Annotated in this window: 17 protein-coding genes; 10 read left to right on the forward strand and 7 right to left on the reverse strand. The window is 71.9% G+C overall.

The annotated features are described in order from the left end of the window. Nucleotides 1-5: 5 nt before the first annotated feature. Together AB0937_RS04230 and AB0937_RS04235 are read right to left on the reverse strand one after the other, a co-directional pair. The gene (locus AB0937_RS04230; RefSeq protein ID WP_366709398.1) at nt 6-986 is read right to left on the reverse strand and encodes an SCO1860 family LAETG-anchored protein; all 981 of its coding nucleotides are present in this window, start codon (nt 984-986) and stop codon (nt 6-8) included. Between the two features lie 163 nt (nt 987-1,149). Continuing rightward, complete coding sequence (locus tag AB0937_RS04235; protein WP_366709399.1) at nt 1,150-2,241, reverse strand: amidohydrolase family protein; 1,092 nt, start codon at nt 2,239-2,241, stop codon at nt 1,150-1,152. 134 nt (nt 2,242-2,375) lie between these two features. Between AB0937_RS04235 and AB0937_RS04240 the strand changes: the two genes are divergently transcribed. From AB0937_RS04240 to thpD, 6 genes are all read left to right on the forward strand, one after another. Next, on the forward strand, nt 2,376-3,476 hold the full coding sequence (locus AB0937_RS04240) for an aminotransferase class V-fold PLP-dependent enzyme (protein WP_366709400.1): 1,101 nt from the start codon (nt 2,376-2,378) through the stop codon (nt 3,474-3,476). 57 nt (nt 3,477-3,533) lie between these two features. Continuing rightward, nucleotides 3,534-4,073: a DinB family protein gene (locus tag AB0937_RS04245; protein ID WP_366709401.1), complete on the forward strand. Its 540-nt coding sequence runs from the start codon at nt 3,534-3,536 to the stop codon at nt 4,071-4,073. 340 nt (nt 4,074-4,413) lie between these two features. Then, complete coding sequence (gene ectA / locus AB0937_RS04250; protein ID WP_234849538.1) at nt 4,414-4,920, forward strand: diaminobutyrate acetyltransferase; 507 nt, start codon at nt 4,414-4,416, stop codon at nt 4,918-4,920. A gap of 64 nt (nt 4,921-4,984) precedes the next feature. Next, the gene (gene ectB, locus AB0937_RS04255; protein ID WP_351641494.1) at nt 4,985-6,256 is read left to right on the forward strand and encodes a diaminobutyrate--2-oxoglutarate transaminase; all 1,272 of its coding nucleotides are present in this window, start codon (nt 4,985-4,987) and stop codon (nt 6,254-6,256) included. Nucleotides 6,257-6,299: 43 nt separating this feature from the next. Beyond that, nucleotides 6,300-6,698, forward strand: coding sequence for an ectoine synthase (locus AB0937_RS04260; RefSeq protein WP_234849536.1), 399 nt, complete (start codon nt 6,300-6,302; stop codon nt 6,696-6,698). Nucleotides 6,699-6,705: 7 nt separating this feature from the next. Further along, the gene (gene thpD, locus AB0937_RS04265; protein WP_366709402.1) at nt 6,706-7,620 is read left to right on the forward strand and encodes an ectoine hydroxylase; all 915 of its coding nucleotides are present in this window, start codon (nt 6,706-6,708) and stop codon (nt 7,618-7,620) included. 248 nt (nt 7,621-7,868) lie between these two features. Here the strand turns inward: thpD and AB0937_RS04270 are convergent, their stop codons facing one another. The 5 genes from AB0937_RS04270 to AB0937_RS04290 form a co-directional block, all read right to left on the reverse strand. Continuing rightward, nucleotides 7,869-8,921 (reverse strand): aminotransferase class V-fold PLP-dependent enzyme, encoded by a 1,053-nt coding sequence (locus tag AB0937_RS04270; RefSeq protein ID WP_366709403.1) that lies wholly within the window; start codon nt 8,919-8,921, stop codon nt 7,869-7,871. A 96-nt stretch (nt 8,922-9,017) separates the two neighbouring features. Beyond that, the gene (locus tag AB0937_RS04275; protein WP_366709404.1) at nt 9,018-9,734 is read right to left on the reverse strand and encodes a DsbA family oxidoreductase; all 717 of its coding nucleotides are present in this window, start codon (nt 9,732-9,734) and stop codon (nt 9,018-9,020) included. A gap of 91 nt (nt 9,735-9,825) precedes the next feature. Continuing rightward, nucleotides 9,826-10,320, reverse strand: coding sequence for a GNAT family N-acetyltransferase (locus AB0937_RS04280; protein ID WP_366709405.1), 495 nt, complete (start codon nt 10,318-10,320; stop codon nt 9,826-9,828). A gap of 46 nt (nt 10,321-10,366) precedes the next feature. Continuing rightward, the gene (locus tag AB0937_RS04285; RefSeq protein WP_366709406.1) at nt 10,367-10,975 is read right to left on the reverse strand and encodes a DUF1349 domain-containing protein; all 609 of its coding nucleotides are present in this window, start codon (nt 10,973-10,975) and stop codon (nt 10,367-10,369) included. Nucleotides 10,976-11,074: 99 nt separating this feature from the next. After that, nucleotides 11,075-12,604, reverse strand: coding sequence for an aldehyde dehydrogenase (NADP(+)) (locus AB0937_RS04290; protein ID WP_366709407.1), 1,530 nt, complete (start codon nt 12,602-12,604; stop codon nt 11,075-11,077). A gap of 132 nt (nt 12,605-12,736) precedes the next feature. On the opposite strand from AB0937_RS04290, the gene AB0937_RS04295 reads away from it, so the two are divergent. From AB0937_RS04295 to AB0937_RS04310, 4 genes are all read left to right on the forward strand, one after another. Then, the gene (locus AB0937_RS04295; protein WP_234849529.1) at nt 12,737-13,510 is read left to right on the forward strand and encodes an IclR family transcriptional regulator; all 774 of its coding nucleotides are present in this window, start codon (nt 12,737-12,739) and stop codon (nt 13,508-13,510) included. A 3-nt stretch (nt 13,511-13,513) separates the two neighbouring features. Then, the gene (locus AB0937_RS04300; RefSeq protein WP_366709408.1) at nt 13,514-13,984 is read left to right on the forward strand and encodes a GNAT family N-acetyltransferase; all 471 of its coding nucleotides are present in this window, start codon (nt 13,514-13,516) and stop codon (nt 13,982-13,984) included. 80 nt (nt 13,985-14,064) lie between these two features. Next, nucleotides 14,065-15,072: a hypothetical protein gene (locus AB0937_RS04305; RefSeq protein ID WP_366709409.1), complete on the forward strand. Its 1,008-nt coding sequence runs from the start codon at nt 14,065-14,067 to the stop codon at nt 15,070-15,072. Then, nucleotides 15,069-16,322, forward strand: coding sequence for a histidine kinase (locus AB0937_RS04310; RefSeq protein WP_366709410.1), 1,254 nt, complete (start codon nt 15,069-15,071; stop codon nt 16,320-16,322). The genes AB0937_RS04305 and AB0937_RS04310 overlap by 4 nt, the downstream gene beginning before the upstream one ends. Nucleotides 16,323-16,436 lie beyond the last annotated feature (114 nt).

Raw genomic sequence — 16,436 nt, forward strand, 5'->3', positions numbered from 1 at the left:
CCGGATCAGCTCCGGCGGCGGGCCCGCATCACCGCTCCCCCGCCTGCCACGAGCAGGGCGATCCCTCCGGCCACGAGGTACGGCGTCGTCGAGTCACCGCCGGTCTCGGCCAGGCTCTCCCCGGCGAGTGCTCCCTGCGGCTTGGCGCCGGCCGGCGGGGCGGGCGCTTCGGCCCGGGGCTGTACGGCGGCCGACGGGGCGGACGCTTCGGGCGAGGGCTGGGCGGCGGCCGCGGGCACGGTCGCGGGCGCGGGCGCGGGCGCGGGCGCGGGCGTCATGCAGGTCGCCTCGGCCAGGGTGAGTGTGCCGTCGACCTCGGCGACGTTCAGCTTCAACGGGTTGACGGACACCTTGAGTTCGAGGGCGGTGGCGGCGGCCGAACGGGCCGTCGTGCGGGTGTTCGACAGATCCAGGTGCACCTCGCCGACGTCCGGCACCGTGACGTCCGCCTCGCCCTTGGCGGTGAGGTCAACGCGCTCGCCGAGGACGGTCACCCAGCCGGGCATCTCGGTAGTGGCGACCGGCTCCTCGCCGACCTCACAGGTGGCCTTCGACGCGACCTGCTCGACCTCGATCACCGCCGGCTGCGGCAGGCCGGGGACGTGAAGGCGGCCATGGACCAGGGTGGCCGCCGCCTCGGCCTTCGTGGCGGTCGTCGTGGCTTTCGCCTGAGCCACCTCGGCGCGCAGCACGGTGAAGGGCTGGCCGCCGTTCACCGCGTCCAGACGGGCCGTCAGCGTGGTCTCCTCGGCGCTCTGCGGAGCCTGGACGTCGTTGAGGGAGACGGCGAGCGGGACGTTCACCGACTCGTTCAGCAGGGAGACGTCCAAGTCGGTGCGCAGGGTGACCGCGCTCGCACGGCCGGGGTCGTCGGCGGCGTACGCCGGGCTCACTCCGGTCAGTGTCGCGGGCCCGGCGGCCAGGGCCATGACCGTCACGACGGTCGCCAGACGGCGTGCGGGCACACGGAGGAAAGTGCTGTTCACGGTGGAGGCTCCAGGAGAGACAGGCTCGGGTCTTTGAAACATTTCGTCTCGCGGCGCCCGCACCGTTAGCGACCTGAAGCCTCTTCACTCCAAGGTGGCAAGACCGTAGAAGTCCTTGACCGCCCCGCACGGCGCAGGAATTCCCCCCTTTGCCTGCCCGCGGCTAGCCGACCACGCGCCCGTTCAGCACCACCCGGCGCGGTGATGTCAGCACCCGTACGTCGGCCCGCGGGTCCTCGTCGTAGACGACGAGGTCGGCCGGGGCGCCCTCGTCCAGGCCGGGGCGGCCCAGCCAGGTGCGGGCCGTCCAGGTGCCCGCGGCGAGGGCCTGGAGGGGCGGGATGCCGGCGGTGACGAGTTCGCCGACCTCCGCGGCCGCCAGTCCGTGGGCGAGGCTGCCGCCGGCGTCGGTGCCGACGAAGACGGGGATCCCGGCGTCGTAGGCGTTCCGCACGGTGTCGTAGCGGCGTTCGTGGAGCCGGCGCATATGGGCCGACCAGCGGGGGAACTTGCTCTCGCCGCCGTCGGCGAGCTGCGGGAAGGTCGCGATGTTGACCAGGGTCGGGACGATGGCGACACCGCGCTGCGCGAACAGCGGGATGAGGTCCTCGGTGAGGCCGGTGGCGTGTTCGATGCAGTCGATGCCCGCCTCGACGAGGTCCTGGAGGGAGTCCTCAGAGAAGCAGTGCGCGGTCACGCGCGCACCCAGCCGGTGGGCTTCGGCGATCGCCGCCTCGACGGCTTCGCGGGGCCAGCAGGCCGAGAGGTCGCCGAGGTCGCGGTCGATCCAGTCGCCGACCAGCTTGACCCAGCCGTCGCCGCGGCGGGCCTCCTGGGCGACGTAGGCGACCAGGTCCTCCGGCTCGATCTCCCAGGCGTAGTTGCGGATGTAGCGGCGGGTGCGGGCGATGTGCCGCCCGGCGCGGATGATCCTGGGCAGGTCCTCGCGGTCGTCGATCCAGCGGGTGTCGGAGGGTGAGCCGGCGTCGCGGATGAGCAGGGTGCCCGCGTCCCGGTCGGTCAGGGCCTGCTTCTCGGCGACGTCCGCGGGGACCGGACCGTGCCGGTCGAGTCCGACGTGGCAGTGCGCGTCGACGAGCCCGGGCAGGGCCCAGCCGACGACCGTGCGGATGTCACGGGCGCCGGCGGGACGGTCGTAGGAGACGCGGCCGTCGACCACCCACAGCTCGTCCCGGACGTCCTCCGGTCCGACGAGCACCCGCCCCTTCACGTGCAGCACCACCTGATCGCTCATGCACCGCACCTTAGTGAGCCGGGCGCGGCCGATCGACGGGGGCCGGTGTGCGCGGGACTCGCCGCGCGGCGGGCGGGGGGCCGCCGGTTACCCTCGATGCGGTCGAACCTGCTGTGAGTGAAGAGAGCATTGCCGTGACGCATCCGTTTCTGGACCTGGCCCCGCTCGGCGCGGACCGCTTCGCCGCGATCGAGGACCGCGTGGCGCGGCTGCTGAGCACCCGGCAGGACGTCGTGATCATGCAGGGCGAGGCGCTGCTGCCGCTGGAGGGCGCGATCCGTGCCGCGGCCGGCCCGGGCACGACGGCGCTGAACGTCATCACGGGGCCGTACGGCCAGACCTTCGGCGACTGGCTGCGGGACTGCGGGGCCACGGTGATCGACCTTGCGGTGCCCTTCCACACGGCGGTCACGGCCGAGCAGATCCGGCAGGCCTTCGCGGAGCACCCGGAGATCGACTTCGTGTCCCTGGTGCACGCGGAGGCAGCGACCGGCAACACCAACCCGGTCGCGGAGATCGGCGAGGTCGTGCGGGCGCACGGAGCACTGTTCTACCTGGACGCCGTGGCGTCGATCGGGGCCGAGCCGGTGCTGCCGGACGCGTGGGGTGTGGACCTGTGCGTGATCGGGGCGCAGAAGGCGATGGGCGGTCCGGCGGGTGTCTCGGCGGTGTCGGTGAGCGAGCGGGCCTGGGTGCGGATGGCGGCCAACCCGAAGGCGCCGCGCCGGTCGTACCTGTCGCTCCTCGACTGGAAGGAGCGGTGGATCGACGGCGGCCGCAAGGCGCTGCTGCACGCGCCCGCCCAGCTGGAGATGCTGGCGCTGGAGGCCTGTGTGGAGCGGATCGAGGCGGCCGGTCTCGACACCGTGATGGCCCGGCACGCGGCCGCCGCGGCGGCGACCCGGGCCGGGGCGGCCGCGCTCGGCGGGGGGCTGGAGCCTTATGTGTACGAGGCGCGGGATGCTGCGCCGGTCGCCACGACGCTGCGGGCGCCCTCCCAGGTGGTGGCGTCGGAGCTGGTCCGGCGGGCGCTGGAGGCGGATCCGGCGGTGCCGCTCGCGGCCGGCGGGGGTGCGCTGGCCAAGGAGATGATCCGGGTCAACCACTACGGCGCGGACGCGACTCCGGGTGCGGTGCGGGCGAGTCTGGCCGCACTCGGGGTGGCGCTCTCCGAGCAGGGGCTGCCGGTGGACGTGGAGGCGGCGCTGCGGGCCGTCGAGGGGGCGTGGCGGTAGCCGTCGGCTGTTGTGTACCGGCGCACCGATGTCAGTGCCCCGTGCCATGCTCCCCGTATGACCGCCGACACACCTGCTGACACCCCGCCCGTCCTGCCCGACGGCCGCCCCGTCCCCCGCCTCACGGGTGACGAGCGGGCCATGCTCGAGAGCTGGCTGGACTTCCACCGGGCCACGCTGGAGCTGAAGTGCGCCGGGCTGGACGACGCCCAGGTGCGGATCGCGGCGGCCGAGCCGTCGTCGCTGACTCTGCTCGGGCTGGTGCAGCACCTCGCCGAGGTCGAGCGGAACTGGTTCCAGCGGGTGGCCGGCGGGCTCGCCGTACCGCCCGTGTTCGAGGACGCGACCGGCTACGCGCTGGATCCCGCGCGCGGTCTGGACGCGGCGCTCGGGATCTGGCGGCGGGAGATCGCGCGGGGGCGGGAGCTGTGCGCCGGGCTGCCGCTGGACCGCATCGGGCGGGTCTCCGAGGGGCCGGTGCCCGGCATGGAGGTCAGCCTGCGCTGGGTGCTGATCCACATGATCGAGGAGTACGCGCGGCACAACGGTCACGCCGATCTCCTGCGGGAACGCATCGACGGAGTGACCGGGGCCTGAATTCCACGTGCTTTCCGCGACATCCCACATGTAAGCTGGCACACAATTAAGAAATTCCCTCAAGAAAAGCTTCCCGTATTCTTCTGCCCGCTTCTCCCGGTCCTAAACGCGCAGATTTTGAGGACGCCCGGAGGGGGAATTCCGGCGGGCGCTGTGGGGCTTACATGGTTGTGACGCGTTACACACTGTGACCATTATGCCCGGTATTTCCGGGACAATATCGGGCATACAACCACCTCGCCGCGCGAGCCTACGCGCTCGCGCGATAACACAGACGAGGCTCATATGTAACCCCGATCGACGATGCAATTTTGAATTTCGCTGGGTAAGTTCAATTTGCATGACTGCCGTACAAGCAGATCCGCAAATCGACCGCCCCACCGTGGCTGACGGAGCCGCACTCTGGCGGATGGCGAAGGACTCGAAGGTTCTCGACCTGAACTCGTCCTACAGCTATCTGCTGTGGTGCCGTGACTTCGCCGCCACCACGGCCGTCGCCCGCGACGAGCAGGGCGAGCCGATGGGTTTCATCACCGGGTACGTGCGGCCGGACAGCCCGCACACCCTGCTGGTCTGGCAGGTGGCGGTGGACGAGGCCCACCGCGGGCGCGGACTGGCCGCCGCGCTGCTCGACGGCCTGGTCGCACGGACCGCGGCCGAGCGCGGGGTGACCACGGTGGAGACCACGATCACCCCGGGCAACACCGCCTCGGAGCGCCTGTTCACGTCGTTCGCCGAGCGTCACGGCGCGCGGCTGGAGCGCGAGGTGCTCTTCGACACGGCCGTGTTCCCCGACGGGCCGCACGACCCCGAAGTGCTCTACCGCATAGGCCCGCTGCCCCACTGAGACTTCCTGCCCCACCCCACTCCCGTCCCACAGACTTCCCCCACGTACCGAGGAGCGATTCGTCGTGACCATCACCCAGCCCGACCTGAGCGTCTTCGAGACCGTCGAGTCCGAGGTGCGCAGCTACTGCCGCGGCTGGCCCACCGTCTTCGACCGTGCGGTGGGCAGCCGCATGTACGACGAGGACGGCCATGAGTACCTCGACTTCTTCGCCGGAGCCGGGTCACTGAACTACGGGCACAACAACCCGGTCCTGAAACGCGCGCTGATCGACTACCTGGAGCGGGACGGCGTCACGCACGGGCTCGACATGTCGACCACGGCCAAGCGCACGTTCCTGGAGGCCTTCCAGAACCTGCTGCTGCGCCCGCGCGACCTGCCGTACAAGGTCATGTTCCCGGGCCCGACCGGCACCAACGCCGTGGAGGCCGCGCTGAAGCTGGCGCGCAAGGTGAAGGGGCGCGAGTCGATCGTGTCCTTCACCAACGCCTTCCACGGCATGTCGCTGGGCTCGCTGGCCGTGACCGGCAACGCCTTCAAGCGGGCCGGCGCGGGCATCCCGCTGGTGCACGGCACGCCCATGCCGTTCGACAACTACTTCGACGGCACCGTCGAGGACTTCCTGTGGTTCGAGCGGCTGCTGGAGGACCAGGGCTCGGGCCTGAACAAGCCCGCGGCCGTGATCGTCGAGACGGTGCAGGGCGAGGGCGGCATCAACGTGGCCCGTCCCGAGTGGCTGCGCGCCCTGTCCGAGCTGTGCGAGCGGCAGGACATGCTGCTGATCGTCGACGACATCCAGATGGGCTGCGGCCGTACCGGCGCGTTCTTCTCCTTCGAGGAGGCGGGCATCACGCCGGACATCGTCACCGTCTCCAAGTCGATCAGCGGCTACGGCCTGCCCATGTCGCTGTGCCTGTTCAAGCCCGAGCTCGACGTCTGGGAGCCGGGCGAGCACAACGGCACGTTCCGCGGCAACAACCCGGCGTTCGTCACGGCCACCGCGACCCTGGAGACCTACTGGGCCGACGGTTCCGCGATGGAGAAGCAGACCCGCAAGCGCGGCGAGCAGGTCGAGCAGGCGCTGATCTCCATCACCGAGGAGAACCTGGCCGACGTGAAGGAGTACCGGGGCCGCGGCCTGGTGTGGGGCATGGAGTTCCACGACAAGGCCCGCGCCGGCAAGGTCGCCAAGCGCGCCTTCGAGCTCGGGCTGCTCATCGAGACGTCCGGCCCGGAGAGCGAGGTCGTGAAACTGCTCCCGGCGCTCACCATCACGCCCGAGGAGCTGGACGAGGGCCTGAGCACCCTGGCTCGTGCCGTCCGCGAGACCGCCTGACACCGAACCACAGCACCATTCACCTAGGAGGCATCGCAGCACCGTGATTGTCCGTTCGTTCAAGGAGATCGAAGGTACCGACCGGCACGTGAAGGCGGCGTCCGGTACGTGGGAGAGCAAGCGCATCGTCCTCGCCAAGGAGAAGGTCGGTTTCTCCCTGCACGAGACCATCCTGTACGCGGGTACGGAGACGTCGATGTGGTACGCGAACCACATCGAGGCCGTCGTCTGCGTGGAGGGCGAGGCCGAGCTGACCGACCACGAGACCGGGCTGACCCACACGATCACGCCCGGCACGATGTACCTCCTGGACGGGCACGAGAGGCACACGCTGCGGGTCAAGCAGGACTTCCGCTGCCTCTGCGTGTTCAACCCGCCCGTGACCGGACGGGAGGACCACGACGAGAACGGCGTCTACCCGCTGCTCACCGAGGAGGTGTGACGTTTCCATGACCGCCACCACCGACACGACCACCACCGCCGGTATCCCCGACCTCTACCCCACCCGCGGTGCCACCGAGGTGCCCACCCCGCGGCAGGACCCGGTCGTCTGGGGCGCGCCCGACGCGCCCGGGCCGATCGTGCCCGGCGACCTGCTGTCCTTCGAGCGCGACGGCTTCCTCGCCATCGATCAGCTGATCACGGACGACGAGGTCGCCGTCTACCGCAACGAACTGAACCGGCTGGTCAACGACCCGGACATCCGCGCCGACGAGCGTTCGATCGTCGAGCCGCAGTCCAAGGAGATCCGCTCGGTCTTCGAAGTGCACCGGATCAGCGAGGTCTTCGCCAAGCTGGTCAGTGACGAGCGGGTCGTCGGCCGGGCGCGGCAGATCCTCGGCTCGGACGTCTACGTCCACCAGTCCCGGATCAACGTCAAGCCGGGGTTCGGTGCCAGTGGCTTCTACTGGCACTCGGACTTCGAGACGTGGCACGCGGAGGACGGTCTGCCGCGGATGCGCACGGTGTCGGTCTCGATCGCGCTGACCGAGAACTACGACACCAACGGCGGGCTCATGATCATGCCGGGGTCGCACAAGACGTTCCTCGGGTGCGCGGGTGAGACGCCGAAGGACAACTACAAGAAGTCGCTGCAGATGCAGGACGCGGGTACGCCGTCCGACGAGGCGCTGACCCGGATGGCGTCGCAGCACGGCATCAAGCTGTTCACCGGCAAGGCCGGGTCGGCGACCTGGTTCGACTGCAACGCCATGCACGGTTCCGGCGACAACATCACGCCGTTCCCGCGCAGCAACGTGTTCATCGTGTTCAACAGCGTGGAGAACACGGCGGTGGAACCCTTCGCTGCCCCGATCCGCCGTCCGGAGTTCATCGGAGCGCGGGACTTCACGCCGGTGAAGTGAACGCACTTCGGCCGGGGGTCCGGGGGTCGCCCCCCCCGGAAGGACACAGCATCGGAGCGCGGGACTTCACGCCGGTCCGGTGAACGCACTTCGGCCGGGGGTCCGGGGGTCGTCCCCCGGAAGGACACAGCATCGGAGCGCGGGACTTCACTCCGGTGAAGTGATCGCCGCCGGTGGTGGGACAACCGTGTGACAGAGCTGCCGGGTGGGGCCTCCTCGTGTGGGACGGGAGGCCCCGCCCGGTTCTGTCATGCCGCGAGCGCGTCCAGGAGCCGGTCCACGTCCGCGGGCGTGTTGTAGAGGTGGAACGCGGCCCGCAGGTTCCCCGCCCGGTCGGACACCTCGATGCCCGCCCGGCTCAGTTCGCCCTGCCGGTGGCCGAGTCCCGGCACCGACACGATCGCCGAGCCCGGCGCCGCCACCGGCTCGTGCCCCAGCCCGGCGAGCCCGGTGCGGAAGCGGTCCGCGAGACCGACGTCGTGGGCGTGCACGACGTCGACCCCGATCTCCTCCAGCAGTTCCAGGGACGCGCGCAGCCCCGCGTACGTGAACAGGGCGGGGCTGACGTCGAACCGCCGTGCGGAGTGGGCGAGTTCCTCGACAGGGCCGTAGCAGCTCTCCCAGGGGCGTTCACCGGCGACCCAGCCCGCGAGCAGCGGCGTGAGCCCGCCGAAGTCCGGCGGGGCGACGAAGAAGGCGGCCCCGTGCGGGCCCATGAGCCACTTGAATCCGACCGCGGCGAGGAAGTCGTCCGCGTCGGCCTCCATCGGCAGCCAGCCGGCCGACTGGGAGGCGTCGACGTAGGTGCGGGCGCCGTGCGCCCGGGCCGCCTCGCGTACGGCGGGCAGGTCGGCGAGACGGCCGTCGGCGGACTGCGCGGCGCTGACCGCGACGAGCGCGGTGCCGGGACGGACGGACTCGGCGAGCCGCTCCAGGGGCACGGCGCGCACCTTGAGGTCACCGCGCGCATGGAACGGGTTCACCAGCGACGAGAAGTCGGCCTCCGCCGTGAGGACTTCGGCACCGGCGGGCAGCGATGCGGCGATCAGCCCGCCGTACTCGGCGACCGACGCACCCGTCGCGACCCGCTCGGCCGGAACGCCGGCCAGCCGGGCGAAGGACGCCCGGGCGGCCTCCACCTCCTCGTACAGGGGCCCCAGGGGCGTGCCCTCGGCACGCATCCGCACCGCCTGCTGCACGGCGCTGACGGTGCGGGCGGGCAGGAGCCCGTTGCTCGCGGTGTTGAGGTAGGTGTGCTTCGGGGTGAACTCGGCACGGACGAGGTTCTCGAAGGTCTCCATGGGACCACTCTGCGTCCCCGGGATCTCCCCGTCCATTGCCGATTTCTGCGTGGTGCCGCTAAGAAGCGCTTATGGGTGCGCTCCGACCTGGGCGTTTCACTGCTGGTGCACGGCACAGCCGTCCGGGCCGCAGGCGTCCGCGTCCGCGCCGCCGTCGACGATCCGCAGGGCCGGGCGCTCGCCGTACGCCTGGGCCAGGGCCTGTGCGAAGACCTCGGCGGGCTGGGCGCCGGAGACGCCGTACTTCCGGTCGAGCACGAAGAACGGCACACCGTTCGCCCCGAGCTGCGCGGCCTCGCGCTCGTCGGCGCGGACCTCGGCGGCGTACGCGTCGGGGTCGGCGAGCACGGTGCGCACGGCCTCCGCGTCCAGCCCCGCGACCGCGGCGAGCTCCACCAGCCGCTCGTCGTCGTTGAAGACGGAGCGCTCCTCGGCGAAGTTGGCCCGGTAGAGCCCGTCGAGCAGCTGGTCCTGGCGGCCCTGTTCCTTGGCGAAGTGCAGCAGGCGGTGCATGTCGAAGGTGCTGCCGTGGTCGCGGCCGCGGGTGCGGTAGTCGAGTCCCTCGGCGGCGGCCTGGGCCCCGAGATTGTCCTCCCCGGCCTCGGCCTGTGCGGCGCTCATCCCGTACTTCTTGGTGAGCATCGTGATCACGGGCTGGATGTCGTCCTTGGCGCGGCCCGGGTCCAGCTCGAAGGAGCGGTGCACCACCTCGACGTCGTCGCGGTGCGGGAAGTCCCGCAGCGCCTTCTCGAAGCGGGCCTTGCCCACGTAGCACCAGGGGCAGGCGATGTCGCTCCAGATCTCGACGCGCATGTCTCGGCTCTCTCCAGGTCGTACGGTACGGAGACTCCCTCCGCCGAGTGGATGAACGTTCAAGCAGCGGGCTTCATTCCCCGTGCAGGGCTCATTCCCCGCGCAGGGCGAGCCGCATCCGCACGTGGTGGTCTCCCGGTCCGGCCGGTTCCGGGACCCAGCCCTGCCGCCGGTAGAACCCCTGCGCCCGCCGGTTGCCGACGTGCACGTCGAGAACGGCCGTCCGCCTGCCGTCGCCCTGCCACTCCTCGACGCAGGCGGCGTGCAGCGCGGTGCCGACACCGCGGCGCCAGTGACCGGGGTCGACGTGGAACTGGAACAGCTTCACCTCTTCCGCCGGGGCTCCCTCGGGCACACGGAAGGAGGCGAGGCCGGCCATGCGCCCGGCCTCCACGACACACAGCACCCGCCCGTCGCGCCGGGTGAGGGCACCGCGCCAGGCCTCCGTCCAGTCGGTGCCGTCCTGGGGCACCCCGTCGGGGTAGTACGTCGCCCGGGCCCGGGCGTGCAGCGCGACGACGTCCACCAGCTCGGCGGGCAGGACGGTACGGATCACACGGCCTGGGGTCACTCGGTCCTGGATCATGGAACCGATGACGTGGTCGTGCCCGGGAACGGTTCCCGGCGCGGCCTCAGCTGCCGTCCCGGAGGTCGTCCGGCCAGGACGGCCTGAACTCGATGTGGTCGTAGGTCACCACGCAGCCCTCCCCCATGGGGGACTGGGTCATGAAGCCGACGAGGGCCGCACCGGTCTCCTTCTCGTCGGCGAGGGTGAACAGGCGCACGAAGGTCCAGTGTTCGCCGTCGCGGGAGGCGTGGAAGGCGAAGGCGCGTCCGGTGCGGCTCACCCGGAGCCAGACGGAACTGCCGTTCACGGTGAAGGAGTTGGCGTCGTCGGAGTGCCCCCGGGTGACCACCGTGCAGACGGTGGGAACGTCCGGGGAGTACTCCAGGCAGAGCTTGGCCCAGGCCCGCTCCCCCACGTGGACGTAGAGCACCCCGGCGTCGAAGGCCGCGCCGAACCCGACGGTGACCTTGGCGATCAGCTGGAAGTCCCCTTCGGGCGCCCCGAGCAGCCGGGGCGCGTCGGAAGCGGGGTCCAGCCCTTCACCGGTGGGCGGAACGAACCGGTCCTGCCGCGCCCCGGCCCACCCGGTGAGCACGCCGTCCTCATAGGACCAGTGACCGTCGGGCCCGTACGTACGCAGGCCGAAGGGAAGTTCGGGAAATTCCAGATCCATTCAACCGAGTCTTTCAGCTCCGGCCTTCAGGGGCGCGGGGAACTGCGCGATCAACCACAACGAACCGGCAGCCCGCAATTCACCGCACCCCCCGCGGCGCTAACGCTCCAGACGCCCGTTGAACCGCCGCGGCAGCCCCAGCGGGTTCTCGTCCCGCAGCTCCGCGGGAAGCAACGCGGCCGGCGCGTTCTGATATGCAACAGGCCGCATCCACCGCTCGATCGCCGTCCCGCCCACCGACGTGGACGTCGAGGTCGTCGCCGGGTACGGCCCACCGTGGTGCTGGGCAGGAGCGACAGCGACACCCGTCGGCCAGCCATTGACCAGTACACGCCCGGCCAGCGGCGTCAGCTCCGCGAGGATCTCGGCGCCGCGGCCCTGCCCGGCGGCCTCCTCCTCGGACAGCTGCACCGTCGCCGTCAAGTTGCCCGGCAGCCGCGACAGCACGGCCTTGACCTCGCCCTCGTTCTCGTAGCGGGCCACCACGGTCACCGGCCCGAAGCACTCCTCCAGAAGCAGGTCGTGCTCGCCCTCCGCGGCCAGCCTGCTCGCCGGCACCGTGAGGAAGCCCGCGCTGACGGTGTGCTCGCCGCCCGCGCCCGGGGTGACCGGGGAGTCGACGTCGGGCAGCCCGGCCCGCTCGGCGACACCGGCCACGAAGTTGTCGCGCATGCGGTGGTCGAGCAGGACCCCGGCGTCGGTGTCGCTGACGGCGTCCGTCAGGGACTTCAGCAGGGCGTCGCCCGCGGCTCCGGCCGGGGCCAGGACCAGACCCGGCTTCACGCAGAACTGGCCGACGCCCAGGGTCATGGAGCCGGCGAGACCGGCGCCGATCGCCTCGGCCCGCTCGGCCGCCGCGGCCTCGGTGACGACGACCGGGTTCAGGGAGCCCAGCTCGCCGTGGAAGGGGATCGGGACGGGGCGGGCCGCCGCCGCGTCGAAGAGCGCCCGGCCACCGCGCACGGAACCGGTGAATCCGGCCGCAGCGACCAGCGGGTGCTTGATCAGCTCGACGCCCGCCTCGAAGCCGTGGACCAGGCCCACGACACCCTCGGGGATGCCGTGCCGGGCGGCGGCGCGGCGCAGCACCTTGGCCACGTACTCGGACAGGGCCGGGTGGTCCGGGTGGGACTTGACGACGACCGGGCAGCCGGCCGCGAGGGCGCTCGCGGTGTCGCCGCCGGCAACCGAGAAGGCGAAGGGGAAGTTCGACGCGGAGTAGACGGCGACGACACCCAGCGGCACCTTGTAGCGGCGCAGGTCCGGGATCGGCGGGGTCGCGGTGTCGTCGGGGTGGTTGATGACGACGTCGAGGAAGGCGCCCTCGTCGACGATGCCGGCGAAGGCGCGCAGCTGGTAGCAGGTGCGGGCGAGCTCGCCGGTCAGCCGGACCGGGCCGAGCGCGGTCTCGGCGTCGGCGGTCTCGACCAGACCGTCCTTGGCCGCCTCCAGCTCCTCGGCGGCCGAGCGGAGGAAGGCGGAGCGGACCGTGCGGTCGGCGAGGGCCCCGCGGGCCTCGTACGCGGCACGGACGGCGGCGTCCACCTCCTGGGCTGTGGCCTCCACCGCAACCTGCTCACGCTGCTTCCCGGTTCGGGGGTCGACACTCCAGACTGGTGCTGCTGCCACCGCGGGTCCCTCCACACATGTATTGCCGCAGTACTGGGTCATCCACCAGGCATGTTCGATATACTGAACGCTGTCTCTGATGATGAATACGCTGTGGAGACTATTTCCCGTCCAACGAAGGGGTCAAGGGCGATGTCGGCTGGCGAGACGGGCGGCGGGGCGCAGGTCAAGTCCGCGGTAAGAACGGTTGAACTGCTCGAATACTTCGCCGGACGCCCCGGCATGCACAGCCTCGCGGCGGTCCAGGAGGCCGTCGGATATCCCAAGTCCAGCCTCTACATGCTGCTGCGCACCCTGGTCGAACTGGGCTGGGTGGAGACGGACGCGACGGGCACGCGGTACGGCATCGGGGTGCGGGCACTGCTCGTGGGCACGTCGTACATCGACGGTGACGAGGTCGTCGCCGCTGCCCGCCCGACGCTGGACCGGCTCTCGGACGACACGACCGAGACGATCCACCTCGCCCGCCTCGACGGCACGAACGTCGTCTACCTCGCCACCCGCCAGTCGCAGCACTACCTGCGCCCCTTCACCCGGGTCGGCCGCCGGCTGCCCGCGCACTCGACGTCCCTCGGCAAGGCCCTGCTGAGCACGTACTCGGACGAGCAGGTCCGCAAGATGCTCCCCGAGACGCTGCCCGCGCTGACCGAGCACACCATCACCGACCGGGAGAAGCTCATCGAGGAGCTGCACCAGGTGCGGGAGCAGGGCTTCGCCGTGGACCGCGAGGAGAACACGCTGGGGCTGCGCTGCTTCGGCGTGGCGATCCCGTACCGCACCCCGGCGCGGGACGCGATCAGCTGCTCGGTGCCGGTGGCGCGGCTGACCCCGGCGCACGAACAGCTGGTCAAGGACGCGCTCTTCGACGCGCGGGACCGGCTGACACTGGCCACCCGTAGGCTCTGAGGCATGAATGTCGAGCTGCGCCAGGTCCACGACAGCGATCTGCCGGTCTTCTTCCGGCAGATGAACGACCCCGAGGCTCTCCACATGGCCGCCTTCACCCACAAGGACCCCGCCGACCGGGCCGCGTTCGACGCCCACTGGGCGAAGATCCGCTCCTCGGCCGACGTGGTGCGCACGGTCCTGGCCGACGGTGACGTCGTCGGCAGTGCGGCGGTGTACGGGGTGCCGGGCGAGCGCGAGGTGACGTACTGGATCGACCGCGCGTACTGGGGCAAGGGCATCGCGACCGGCGCCCTGCGGGCGCTGCTGGCCGAGGTGCCCGAGCGGCCGCTGTACGCGCGTGCGGCCTCGGACAACGCGGGGTCGCTGCGGGTGCTGGAGAAGTGCGGGTTCCGCGTCGTGGCGACGGCCACCGGGTACGCGGCCGCCCGTGGCGCCGAGATCGAGGAGAAGGTGCTGATGCTGGAGGGCTGAGCCGCCCTCCCCCGCCCGGCGGAGAAGGATCGTCGCCGGGCATGAGGCGCCCGCGGCAGCCCGCGCGGGAGCCTGATCGCATGACGCAGCCGCTCGCTCCGCTCACCGCTTCGCCCTCCGCCGCCGGCCCCGGCCGCACCCGGCGGATCCTCCGTGCCGTCGCAGTCGTCTCCTGTGCGCCGTACCTCGCCCTCAAAACCGCCTGGGTCGCCGGGAGTCACGTCGGCATTCCCGAGGGCAGCTCGTTGCTCGACGACCGTCTCACCATGGCCGTGATCAACGGCCTCTCGATCCTGCTGGACAGCGCGGTGATCGTGCTGGCGCTGGTGCTGACCCGGCCGTGGGGGCTGAAGGTGCCCGCGTGGCTGCTCGCGTTCCCCGTGTGGGTCGCGACCGGGCTGCTCGCGCCCGTCATGGCCGGGTTCCCGGCGCAGCTGGTGGTGCGGGCGTCAGGCCTGGGCGGCGCCTCGTCGGCGGGCCGGGAGGCCTTCCTGGACGAGTGGGTCTTCACCGTCGTGTACACGGGGTACATCGCGCAGGGTCTCGCCCTCGGCGGGCTCTTCGTGCTCTACGCGCGCGACCGCTGGGGGCGGTTGTGGCGCGGGCGGGTGTGGGACCTTCCCGTCGCCGCCAACGGGCCGGCCCACCGGCTCCTCGCCGGGGCCGCGGCCGTGCTCGCCCTGCCGCCGCTCACCCTCCACGCCCTGTGGGCCTGCGGCGTCCCCGCCGGGCTCAGTACGGGCCGGGCCGCAGACCGGGGCGGTGAGTTCTACGTGCTGGAGGCCCTGTTCGTCGTGTTCCTGCTCGCGGCGGTCGGCGGTGCCGTGCTGCTGGCCTTCCGGCGCGGCCGGGCCCTGCCCGTGGCGGTGCCGCTCTCGCTCGCCTGGACCGGCTCGGGGGCCGTGGCCTGCTGGGGCGGCTGGCTGTCGCTGGCCTCCCTCGGCGGTCCGGCGGACCTCGCCGACCGCGCCACACCGCTGATGAACCTCGCCTACTCTGGCCAGATGCTCGTCGGCCTCCTGGTCGCCGCCCTCGGCGCCTACCACTTCGCGGAGCGCTCGGCCGGGGCCGCGCGGCGGGTGGCGTGAGCGGAGTCGCCCGGCTGCTGTTCGGCCGACGGGCGCGCCTGCGCTGGATCCATCTGATCCTCGGCGGTGCGCTGGCCATGCCGTACGTCCTGGTCGGCTCGGTGGTCATCGGCCCGGCCACCGGCTCCGCCGACGTCTTCGGCTCCTTCCCCCTGCAACTCGCCTCGTTCGGCCTGGGTCTGCCGCTCGCGGCCGTCACCTCGCTGTTCCCGCTGACCCGGCCGCTGGAGTCGGCCGCCGTGCGCTGGCTGTGCGGTGTGGACGCGGACCGGCTCGCCTCCGGGCCGGCGCGCACGCGAGGTGAGAAGGGCCGTACGGCCGCGTGGTTCACGCTGCATCTGGGGTTCGGCGGGATCATCGCGGGGATGTCGCTGGCGCTGCCGCCGTTCGCCGTCACGCTGATCGTGCTGCCGGTCCTCGTGGGGGTGCGCGGCGACCGGCTCGGGCTGCCCGAAGTCCTCGATCATCCCTGGGTGCTGGCGCTCGCCCCGGCCGCGGGGGCGCTCTCACTCGTGGCCCTCGCCGGCTGCGCGGCCGGTTGCGGCGCGCTGCTGGCCCGCTGGGCGCCCCTGCTGCTCGGCCCCACGCCCCGGGAGCGGCTCGCGGCGGCCGAGGCGCGGGCGGCCGCCCTCGCCGTGCGCAACCGGCTGGCCCGGGAGCTGCACGACTCCGTCGGCCACGCCCTGAGCGCGGTCACGCTCCAGGCGAGCGCGGCCCGCCGGGTCCTCGACTCCGACCCGGAGTTCGTCCGGGAGGCCCTCGCCGCGATCGAAGACACGACCCGGCGGACTGTCGGTGAACTCGACGCCGTGCTCGGTGTGTTGCGCGAGGGCGACGCCCCCGGCACGGCCCCGGGGCCTACCCTGGCCGCCGACCTCGAGGGACTGCTGCGTCGTACCCGGGCGGGGGGACAGCGGGTGAGTGCCACCGTGGACGCCGCCCCGGAGGCGCTGCCGCCGCTGCTGTCCCGTGAGGCCTACCGCATCGTGCAGGAGGGGCTGAGCAACGCCCTCAAGCACGCCGGTGAGCGGGCCGCCGTGGAGGTGCGGATCGCGGTGGCGGGCGGGGAGCTGGAGATCACCGTGGAGAACCCGGTGACCGGCGCCGCCCCCTCCCGTACCGGCGGGGGCCACGGCCTGCGGGGCATCGCGGACCGGGCGAGGCTGCTGGGCGGCACGGCGACGGCTGGAGCGACCGCGGCACAGACCTGGCGGCTGCACGCACGCCTGCCGATGAGGGGGCCCGCATGAGAGGGACCGCATCAGAGGGACCCGCAGGACCCGTCCCGCGGGAGAGGGATCGCACGGGAGGACCCGCACGACCCGTCCCGCATGAGTGAACCCGCACGACCCGTCCCGCATGAG

The sequence above is a fragment of the Streptomyces sp. NPDC047880 genome (assembly GCF_040706515.1).
Classification (GTDB): Bacteria; Actinomycetota; Actinomycetes; order Streptomycetales; family Streptomycetaceae; genus Streptomyces.

What these genes read in the sequence shown, in the direction of transcription:
- AB0937_RS04235 (WP_366709399.1), bottom strand. Translation starts at nt 2,241, where the DNA reads ATGAGCGATCAGGTGGTGCTGCACGTGAAGGGGCGGGTGCTCGTCGGA.
- AB0937_RS04245 (WP_366709401.1), top strand. Translation starts at nt 3,534, where the DNA reads ATGACCGCCGACACACCTGCTGACACCCCGCCCGTCCTGCCCGACGGC.
- ectA (WP_234849538.1), top strand. Translation starts at nt 4,414, where the DNA reads ATGACTGCCGTACAAGCAGATCCGCAAATCGACCGCCCCACCGTGGCT.
- thpD (WP_366709402.1), top strand. Translation starts at nt 6,706, where the DNA reads ATGACCGCCACCACCGACACGACCACCACCGCCGGTATCCCCGACCTC.
- AB0937_RS04270 (WP_366709403.1), bottom strand. Translation starts at nt 8,921, where the DNA reads ATGGAGACCTTCGAGAACCTCGTCCGTGCCGAGTTCACCCCGAAGCAC.
- AB0937_RS04275 (WP_366709404.1), bottom strand. Translation starts at nt 9,734, where the DNA reads ATGCGCGTCGAGATCTGGAGCGACATCGCCTGCCCCTGGTGCTACGTG.
- AB0937_RS04280 (WP_366709405.1), bottom strand. Translation starts at nt 10,320, where the DNA reads ATGATCCAGGACCGAGTGACCCCAGGCCGTGTGATCCGTACCGTCCTG.
- AB0937_RS04285 (WP_366709406.1), bottom strand. Translation starts at nt 10,975, where the DNA reads ATGGATCTGGAATTTCCCGAACTTCCCTTCGGCCTGCGTACGTACGGG.
- AB0937_RS04295 (WP_234849529.1), top strand. Translation starts at nt 12,737, where the DNA reads ATGTCGGCTGGCGAGACGGGCGGCGGGGCGCAGGTCAAGTCCGCGGTA.
- AB0937_RS04300 (WP_366709408.1), top strand. Translation starts at nt 13,514, where the DNA reads ATGAATGTCGAGCTGCGCCAGGTCCACGACAGCGATCTGCCGGTCTTC.
- AB0937_RS04305 (WP_366709409.1), top strand. Translation starts at nt 14,065, where the DNA reads ATGACGCAGCCGCTCGCTCCGCTCACCGCTTCGCCCTCCGCCGCCGGC.